This is a genomic window from Mariniphaga sp. (genome assembly GCF_041687215.1).
Taxonomy (GTDB): domain Bacteria; phylum Bacteroidota; class Bacteroidia; order Bacteroidales; family Prolixibacteraceae; genus Mariniphaga.
The window spans coordinates 1-8602 of record NZ_JAWLCI010000103.1 but is presented as its reverse complement, the minus strand read 5'-3'; the positions used below and the strand labels follow the sequence as shown (position 1 = coordinate 8602).

Below are 8602 nucleotides of genomic sequence, written 5' to 3'. Positions count from 1 at the left end.
TTGTTAAAAAGTAGTCCCTCCAAGTTCACCCGGAAAAAGAGAGTTGCAGCAATTTAGTTGCAGCTCTTTTTTTTAGCACCTGTTTCGTGCACACGGACTATTCGTTACAAACAACCCAAATAAACCACCGAAAACAAAACTTTGAATTACATCCTTTTGGGAAAGCGAATCCATGTAAAGGCCTTCGGTAAAATAGAAAAAGGCAAATCCGGCAACAGCTCCAAGCACAATTCCCAAAATTGTTCTGCGCAACTGTTTCGATTTTAAAATTCCTTTTATTCCCTTGTTTTCCGGATGAAGCTCCAGCTTTTTTGTTTCGATTTTCATTTCTGTGATATTTAATCATGCAAATATATAGATTTTTGGAGATTTGTTCAGAAGAATCGATAGTTTATCAGGTGATGATTTAAAAAGAAATTACAATAAAATTTTGAAATTGCTAAATACCCAAACTGAATACAAATTATCCCTGAAAGAGCGCAAGGCCATTGAAGAGGCTATGGAAGAAAGCAAAAAAGGAAATATTCTGACACATGAACAGGTTTTGGCTGAAGCAAAGCAAAAATACTCCAATTTAAAATTCGAGTGACGAATAATTTTTTTCTATCTTTCGCCTCCAAAACGGAACTATGCCAAAATTCCCGCATTACCTGCAACCCGACGCCATGGACTGCGGTCCGACCTGTTTACGGATCGTGGCCAAATATTTTGGGAAGCACTACAACCTGGAAACGTTGCGGGAACTCACCTGGAAAACACGCGAAGGCGTTTCGTTACTTACCATTTCTGATGCCGCCGAAAAAATCGGGTTTCGTACACAAGGCGTGCGCGTAACGCTCGAACAACTTATGGAGGCGCCGCTTCCGGCCATCATCCACTGGACACAGAACCACTTTGTGGTGCTTTATAAAATTAAAAAGAAAAGGAGCAGGGCGGGGGCTGAGTTTTATGTTTCAGACCCGGCACATGGCTTGTTAAAATACAGCCGCGAAGAATTTTTAAAATACTGGGCGTCCACGCAACAGGAAGGTGAGCCGGCAGGAATTGCACTGCTTTTGGAACCCACTTCCGATTTTTATGTGGAAGAAGGCGAAAAATTGAACAAAACCGGTTTCCGGTATCTATTTTCTTATCTGAAACCTTACAAAAAACTAATTACCCAGTTGTTGCTCGGTTTTCTAACCGGCAGTATCCTCAGCCTCATTTTCCCCTTTCTCACGCAGGCCATTGTGGATGTGGGTATCACCACCAACAACCTCAGTTTTATTGTGCTGGTGCTCATTGCGCAGTTGGTGTTAACCGTGAGCCAAACCGCCGTGGGTTTTATTCGCAGTTGGATTATGCTCCACACCAGTACGCGGGTGAGCATTTCGCTCATTTCCGATTTTCTCATCAAACTGATGAAACTGCCCATCCATTTTTTCGATACCAAACTCATCGGCGACCTTCGCCAGCGCATCGACGACAACCAGCGCATCCAGAGTTTCCTCACAGGAAATCTGGTGAGCATGTCGTTCGGCATTTTCATTTTTATCATTTACAGTTTTGTAATGGCCTATTACGACTGGACCATCCTGCTCATTTTTTACGTTGGAAGTGCGCTGTACGTTTTGTGGATTTTATTATTCCTGAAAAAACGAAAGGAAATCGATTACAAACGGTTTAACGTGGCATCGGCCAACCAGAGCAACGTTTACCAGTTGATTACCGGCATGCAGGAAATTAAGCTGAACAACTGCGAAAAACAGAAACGGTGGGAGTGGGAACGCATTCAGGCCAAACTTTTCCGGGTAAGCGTGCGCGGACTGATGCTGAACCAGAATCAGCAGGCGGGTTCAATGCTAATCAACCAGATAAAAAATGTCCTCATTTCGTTCATTGCCGCCAAAGGTGTGGTGGAAGGAAACATGACCCTGGGGATGATGATGGCCATACAATATATAATAGGTCAGCTAAACGGGCCCATTAACGAATTTATCGGTTTTATCCAGGCCGGACAGGATGCCAAAATCAGTTTGGAGCGGCTGGGCGAAATCCATCAACATGACGATGAGGAGAATACGGAAATTCAAAAAAATTACGAACTGCCTGAACGGAAAAACATCTCCATGTCGGGTGTTTCGTTCCATTACGAAGGGCCCAAGTCGCCGCGCGTGCTGAACAATATTCAGCTTAACATTCCTGAAAACAAGGTAACCGCCATCGTGGGCGCCAGCGGAAGCGGTAAAACCACGCTCATTAAACTGATGCTCGGTTTTTATCCGCCTTACGAGGGAAAAATTGAAATTGGCGGCATTGGTCTGCAGCAATTCAACATGGAAATGTGGCGCAGCAACTGCGGCGTGGTGATGCAGGACGGATTTATCTTTTCCGACAGCATAGCCAACAATATTGCCGTGGCCGACGATTATCCCGACCGCGAAAAACTGCGCCGGGCAGTTGAAATTGCCAACATTGGCGAATACATCGAAAGCCTGCCGTTGCGGTACAACACCAAAATAGGGCAGGAGGGAACCGGTCTGAGCCAGGGGCAGAAGCAACGCATTTTAATTGCCCGTGCCGTTTACAAAGACCCGCGCTTCCTCTTTTTCGACGAGGCCACCAACGCCCTCGATGCCAACAACGAGAAAGTGATTATGGAAAACCTGTCCGGATTTTTTGAAGGCCGGACTGTGGTAACTGTTGCCCACCGGCTGAGTACGGTTAAAAATGCCGACCTCATTGTAGTGCTTGACAAGGGCGAAATTGTGGAAACCGGATCCCACAACGAACTGGCTGCCAAAAAAGGTGCGTATTATGAGCTGGTTAAGAATCAGTTGGAGTTGGGAAATTAGGAGCCTCCTTTTTATTCCCCCAAGGGGGAAGAGAGGATAAGAATTAAAATTATAATGGATAAAGAAGAAATACAGAAATCATCCTCATCGGGTTCCCCCCTCGGGGGAAAATCCGCCGATTGGCGGAATGGGGGCTCGGTGGAAATTAGGTCCGACGAGGTGCAGGAAATCCTGGGAACACCACCGCGCTGGATCATCCGCTGGGGAATTACCATTATGCTACTGGTGGTGATGGTTTTGCTTGCTGGTAGCTACTTTTATAAGTATCCCGATCTGATAACCTCCCGTGTAACTATCGTTTCGGAAAATCCGCCTGTTCAAATTGTAGCCAAATCGAACGGCAAACTCGATCAGCTTTTTGTCGGGAATAATCAGCAGGTGGAAGCGGGTGAAATTTTAGGGTTGATTGAAAACACGGCGAATTACAATGATGCCTACCGGTTACTGGCCAAACTCGATTCCGTTGAAACCTGGTTTGAAAATCCTGAGAAGTTCAATGAAATTTCCTTTTCTGAAAACTACAGTCTGGGACAATATCATTCTTATTTTTCGGCATTTGTAAGCCAATTGCGGAGTTACCAGACTTTTCTCTCATTCAATCCATACAGCCAACGTATTGAATCGCTTCAACGTCAGGTTCAGGACTACCGGAACTATTTTGAAAAATTAAGGGAACAAATCAATGTACTCCGGCAGGATTATGAACTGGCTTTTAACCAGTTTTACCGCGATTCCACACTTTACCGGCAGCAAATCATGTCGGAATTGGATTATGAGAAATCGCAAGCTGCTATGCTGAAACAAAAATACGCTTACCAAAGTGCCATGACCGGTCTCGCCAACACACAAATTACAATGAACAACCTGCAGCAACAAATTCAGGAGCAGGATGTGCTAAAAGCCGAAGCAGGCAGTCAGATGCTTGCAACATTAAAAGAACGTTACGACAATTTGGTAAATCAGCTCAAAGAATGGGAACAATTGTTTATTCTGAAAACCCCCATTTCGGGGCAGATAACGTTTACCAGTTTCTGGAGTACCAATCAATATGTAAATGCGGGGAATGTTGTGTTTACAGTAGTTCCCGAAAAAGAACAAACCATTATTGGCCGGGCTATTGTGCCCATTGCCGGCGCTGGTAAAATTGAGTTAGGCCAGCGCGTAAACATCAAACTTGACAATTATCCGCACATGGAATATGGTATAGTTGCCGGAAGGGTTACCAACATTTCCATGGTGCCGGTAACAACCGAACAGGGCGCGTTTTACACTGCTGAAATTGCGTTGGTAAACAACCTTGTAACCAACTATAACCGGGAGCTTCCGTTTAATCAGGAGATGCAAGGCGTTGCAGAAATTGTTACAAAAGATCGCCGCCTGATTGAACGTCTTGTAGAACCTCTGGTTTCGGTTATCAGGGAAAGAATGTAATCCCTTCACTTCATACACTTTTCAATCTTAATTTTTTGAAAAAAAAGTTCGAAAAGATTTGTTCTTTTTTGAAAATTAGTACTTTTGCGTGCCGTTTTTCAAAGGTAAACTCATTTTTACTGCTGAAAACCATTGCAGTTATTGAAATTTAACATACTTTTGCAGTCCGTTTTTGGATTGATTATTAATTACATAAAAGACAGGTATTTATGCCAACGATTCAACAGTTAGTTAGAAAAGGAAGACAAAGTAAGGTGGAGAAAAGCAAATCTCCGGCTCTTGATTCATGTCCGCAACGACGCGGGGTATGTGTACGTGTTTACACAACAACCCCAAAAAAACCAAACTCGGCTATGCGTAAAGTAGCCAGGGTGAGGCTTACCAACGGAAAAGAGGTGAACGCCTATATTCCTGGAGAAGGCCACAACCTTCAGGAGCACTCCATTGTACTGGTGCGTGGCGGAAGGGTAAAAGATCTTCCCGGTGTACGTTATCACCTGGTGCGTGGTGCGCTTGATACAGCAGGAGTTGAAGGGCGTTTGCAACGTCGTTCGAAATATGGTGCGAAAAGACCGAAAAAATAAAATAAAAAAATTAATTGTAAATTCGTTATTTACAGTGGTTTGGTTGAGTAAGGGAATCTCTCAAGTCTTCCGGAGATGAACTGAAGACCGCCTTAGGGCAACCGATTTAAATAACACTAAAATTGAAAAAATGAGAAAGACAAAACCAAAGAAGCGAATTCTTCTACCGGACCCAAAGTTTAACGATACCTTGGTAACCCGGTTTGTCAACGATTTGATGAGAGATGGAAAAAAGTCTGTAGCTTATGCTATTTTCTACGACACACTTGAAATAGTGGAAAAACGCGTAAAAGAAACTGAACTTTCTCCACTCGAAGTCTGGAAAAAAGCCCTCGAAAATATTACTCCCGCTGTGGAGGTAAAAAGCCGACGTGTAGGTGGTGCTACTTTCCAGGTTCCAATGGAAATCAGAGCTGAAAGAAAAACAGCCATCAGTATGAAAAACCTGATTTTGTTTGCCCGCAAACGTTCTGGTAAATCTATGGCTGATAAATTATCTGCAGAAATTGTTGCTGCTTTTAACAACGAAGGTGGAGCTTATAAAAAGAAAGAAGATACTCACCGTATGGCTGAAGCAAACCGTGCTTTTGCTCACTTCAGATTTTAGTTTGGTCTTGGAAAAATGGTAAATGGTTTGGATTAGATAATTGGTAAAAAGAAAATGGCTAAACAAGATCTTAAATATACAAGAAATATAGGCATCATGGCGCACATCGATGCGGGGAAAACAACCACTACAGAACGTGTATTGTTCTATACCGGTTTGACCCACCGCCTTGGTGAAGTGCACGATGGTGCCGCAACAATGGACTGGATGGAGCAGGAGCAGGAACGAGGCATCACAATCACCTCGGCTGCCACTACTACATTCTGGAAATACAACGATCAGGAACATAAAATCAACATAATCGATACTCCCGGACACGTCGATTTTACTGTGGAAGTAGAACGTTCACTAAGAATTCTCGACGGAACGGTTGCACTTTTTTGTGCAGTTGGCGGAGTTGAGGCCCAATCGGAAACGGTTTGGCGTCAGGCCGAAAAATACGGTGTTCCTCGTATCGCTTTTATTAATAAAATGGACCGTCAGGGTGCCGATTTCTACAATGTTTACAAAGAAATCAAAGAAAAATTAGGTGCTAATCCTGTTCCGGTTCAAATTCCAATTGGTGCTGAAGAGAAATTCGAAGGAATTATCGACCTTATTGAAATGAAGGCTGTACGTTGGTACGAAGATGAAACCATGGGAACAAACTATAGCCTCGAAGAGATTCCTGCTGATTTGGTAGAACAGGCTGAGGAATGGCGAGGTAAACTGGTGGAATCGGCTGCCGAGGTGGACGACGCCTTGCTTGAACGTTATTTCGATGACCCGGAATCTATTACCAAAGAAGAAATGCTTTCAGTAATCCGGCAGGCAACTATCGAAGGAGTTATTATCCCTTTGATGTGTGGTTCAGCCTTTAAAAACAAAGGTGTTCAGCGTTTACTCGATGCAGTTTGTGCATTCCTGCCAAGTCCGCTCGATAATGGAGATGTAACGGGTATTAATCCTGATATCAATAAAGAGGTAAAACGTACGGCCAATGTGGAAGAACCAATGGCAGCGCTGGCGTTTAAAATTGCCACCGACCCCTTTGTTGGCCGATTGGCTTATATGCGTGTTTATTCAGGTAAAATAGAAGCAGGTTCGCAGGTTTTAAATACCCGTACAGGTAAAAAAGAACGCATTTCCCGCCTGTATCAGATGCATTCCAATAAACAAAATCCAAAGGATGTTATTGAAGCCGGAGATATTTGTGCAGCAGTTGGTTTTAAAGACATTCGCACCGGCGACACTCTTTGTGATGTAAAACATCCGATTACACTGGAAAGTATGGATTTTCCGGAACCTGTAATCGGAATTGCCGTTGAGCCGAAATCGCAAAAAGACCTCGACCGTTTGTCCAATGGACTGGCTAAATTGGCAGAAGAAGATCCAACATTTCAGGTTCACACCGACCATGATTCGGGTCAAACCGTAATTCGTGGAATGGGTGAATTGCACCTGGAAATTATTGTCGATCGTCTTCGCAGAGAATTTAAGGTGGAATGTAATCAGGGTGCTCCGCAGGTAGCATATAAAGAAGCTATCAGCCAACCGGTTGAATTGCGCGAAGTATTTAAAAAACAAACCGGTGGCCGTGGTAAATTTGCTGATATTGTGGTAAATATTGAACCTGCTGAAGAAGGAAAAACCGGTTTGGAATTTATCGACAAAGTAAAAGGAGGAAACATTCCGCGTGAATACATTCCTTCCGTTGAAAAAGGTTTCGCCAACGCCATGTCAAATGGTCCGCTTGCAGGATTCCCGGTTGACAGTTTAAAAGTTACATTGCTCGATGGTTCATACCACGCAGTGGACTCCGATCAGCTGGCATTTGAGATTTGTGCGCGGCAGGCATTCCGGCATGCAGCTTCAAAAGCCAAACCAAAATTGCTTGAACCCATAATGAAACTGGAGATTGTTACTCCTGAAGAATATATGGGCGATATTATTGGTGACCTGAACCGCCGTCGCGGAGATGTAACCGGCATGATGAGCAAAGGGAACGCCCGCGTGATTCATGCAAAAGTTCCGCTGGCCGAGCAGTTTGGATATGTAACCGTATTGCGGACTTTATCATCAGGAAGGGCAACTTCATCTATGGAGTTCAGTCATTACCAGGAAGTTCCGCGCAATCTGGCAGAAAAAGTGCTGGAAAATGTACAGGGTAAAGTTGATTTATTATAAATAATTTTAACAGAGTTCTCAAAATGAGCCAAAAGATCAGAATTAAGCTGAAATCGTACGATCACAATTTGGTTGACAAATCGGCTGAGAAGATCGTTAAAACAGTAAAAAGCACTGGTGCTGTGGTTAGCGGACCAATTCCGTTGCCTACCCACAAAAGGGTGTTCACTGTTTTACGTTCTACCTTTGTAAATAAAAAATCAAGGGAACAGTTTCAGTTGTCATCTTACAAACGTTTGATCGACATTTACAGCTCAACGGCAAAAACTATTGACGCCTTAATGAAGCTGGAATTGCCCAGTGGTGTTGAAGTAGAAATTAAAGTTTGATAATTTAAAAATGTAGTCGAAATGGCTGGTATTATTGGAAAAAAAATCGGAATGACATCCGTATTCAGTGTTGAGGGGAAAAATATCCCATGCACTGTGATTGAAGCCGGTCCCTGTGTGGTTACACAGGTTAAGACCCAGGAGAAAGAAGGCTACGACGCGTTGCAACTTGCTTACGGCGACAAAAAAGAAAAAAGAGCTACGAAACCTGAATTCGGGCACTTTAAAAAAGCCGGAACAACGCCAAAGCGCGAAGTAGTTGAGTTTAAAAACACCTACCAGGAAAAATACAAACTGGGAGATTCTGTCAATGTTGATATTTTCCACGAACTGGATTATGTTGATGTAGTTGGCATTTCAAAAGGTAAAGGTTTTCAGGGAGTAGTAAAACGTCACAACTTTCGTGGCGTAAACGACGCAACCCATGGGCAGCACAACAGGTTGCGCGCACCGGGTTCTATTGGTGCATCATCATGGCCAAGCCGCGTTTTTAAAGGAATGCGAATGGCTGGACGAACCGGTAACGAAACCGTTACCATTGAAAACCTGATGGTGATAAAGGTGGTTCCTGAAAAGAATTTGATAGTGGTGAAAGGTTCAGTGCCTGGCGCCAAAGGTTCATACTTAATTATTAGGAAACAATGGAACTAA

General features: G+C 43.6%; 9 protein-coding genes. 8 read left to right on the top strand and 1 reads right to left on the bottom strand.

What is annotated here, in order from left to right; all coding sequences use genetic code 11:
- Positions 1-72 precede the first annotated feature (72 nt).
- A complete protein-coding gene (locus ACESMA_RS20835) occupies positions 73-327 on the bottom strand; it encodes a hypothetical protein (RefSeq protein WP_372950810.1) in 255 nt (84 codons plus the stop codon).
- A gap of 103 nt (positions 328-430) precedes the next feature.
- Here ACESMA_RS20835 and ACESMA_RS20830 point away from each other — a divergent pair, with 103 nt between their 5' ends.
- From ACESMA_RS20830 to rplC, 8 genes are all read left to right on the top strand, one after another.
- The gene (locus ACESMA_RS20830; protein ID WP_372950809.1) at positions 431-589 is read left to right on the top strand and encodes a hypothetical protein; all 159 of its coding nucleotides are present in this window, start codon (positions 431-433) and stop codon (positions 587-589) included.
- Positions 590-629: 40 nt separating this feature from the next.
- Positions 630-2834 carry a peptidase domain-containing ABC transporter gene (locus ACESMA_RS20825; protein ID WP_372950808.1) on the top strand — a complete coding sequence of 735 codons (2205 nt, stop codon included), beginning with the start codon at positions 630-632 and terminating at the stop codon, positions 2832-2834.
- 54 nt (positions 2835-2888) lie between these two features.
- Positions 2889-4265, top strand: a complete 1377-nt coding sequence (locus ACESMA_RS20820; RefSeq protein WP_372950807.1) for an HlyD family secretion protein — start codon at positions 2889-2891, stop codon at positions 4263-4265.
- Positions 4266-4474: 209 nt separating this feature from the next.
- The gene (gene rpsL, locus ACESMA_RS20815; protein WP_372950806.1) at positions 4475-4849 is read left to right on the top strand and encodes a 30S ribosomal protein S12; all 375 of its coding nucleotides are present in this window, start codon (positions 4475-4477) and stop codon (positions 4847-4849) included.
- Positions 4850-4979: 130 nt separating this feature from the next.
- Positions 4980-5456: a 30S ribosomal protein S7 gene (gene rpsG / locus ACESMA_RS20810; protein ID WP_372950805.1), complete on the top strand. Its 477-nt coding sequence runs from the start codon at positions 4980-4982 to the stop codon at positions 5454-5456.
- A 54-nt stretch (positions 5457-5510) separates the two neighbouring features.
- Positions 5511-7622 carry an elongation factor G gene (fusA, locus tag ACESMA_RS20805; protein WP_372950804.1) on the top strand — a complete coding sequence of 704 codons (2112 nt, stop codon included), beginning with the start codon at positions 5511-5513 and terminating at the stop codon, positions 7620-7622.
- Positions 7623-7645: 23 nt separating this feature from the next.
- Positions 7646-7951, top strand: coding sequence for a 30S ribosomal protein S10 (rpsJ, locus tag ACESMA_RS20800; RefSeq protein WP_372950803.1), 306 nt, complete (start codon positions 7646-7648; stop codon positions 7949-7951).
- 21 nt (positions 7952-7972) lie between these two features.
- Positions 7973-8602 carry a 50S ribosomal protein L3 gene (gene rplC / locus ACESMA_RS20795; protein WP_372950802.1) on the top strand — a complete coding sequence of 210 codons (630 nt, stop codon included), beginning with the start codon at positions 7973-7975 and terminating at the stop codon, positions 8600-8602.

Excerpts from the sequence above, each read along its gene's own strand:
- ACESMA_RS20835 (WP_372950810.1), bottom strand. The coding sequence starts at position 327 with ATGAAAATCGAAACAAAAAAGCTGGAGCTTCATCCGGAAAACAAGGGA.
- ACESMA_RS20825 (WP_372950808.1), top strand. The coding sequence starts at position 630 with ATGCCAAAATTCCCGCATTACCTGCAACCCGACGCCATGGACTGCGGT.
- ACESMA_RS20820 (WP_372950807.1), top strand. The coding sequence starts at position 2,889 with ATGGATAAAGAAGAAATACAGAAATCATCCTCATCGGGTTCCCCCCTC.
- rpsL (WP_372950806.1), top strand. The coding sequence starts at position 4,475 with ATGCCAACGATTCAACAGTTAGTTAGAAAAGGAAGACAAAGTAAGGTG.
- rpsG (WP_372950805.1), top strand. The coding sequence starts at position 4,980 with ATGAGAAAGACAAAACCAAAGAAGCGAATTCTTCTACCGGACCCAAAG.
- fusA (WP_372950804.1), top strand. The coding sequence starts at position 5,511 with ATGGCTAAACAAGATCTTAAATATACAAGAAATATAGGCATCATGGCG.
- rpsJ (WP_372950803.1), top strand. The coding sequence starts at position 7,646 with ATGAGCCAAAAGATCAGAATTAAGCTGAAATCGTACGATCACAATTTG.
- rplC (WP_372950802.1), top strand. The coding sequence starts at position 7,973 with ATGGCTGGTATTATTGGAAAAAAAATCGGAATGACATCCGTATTCAGT.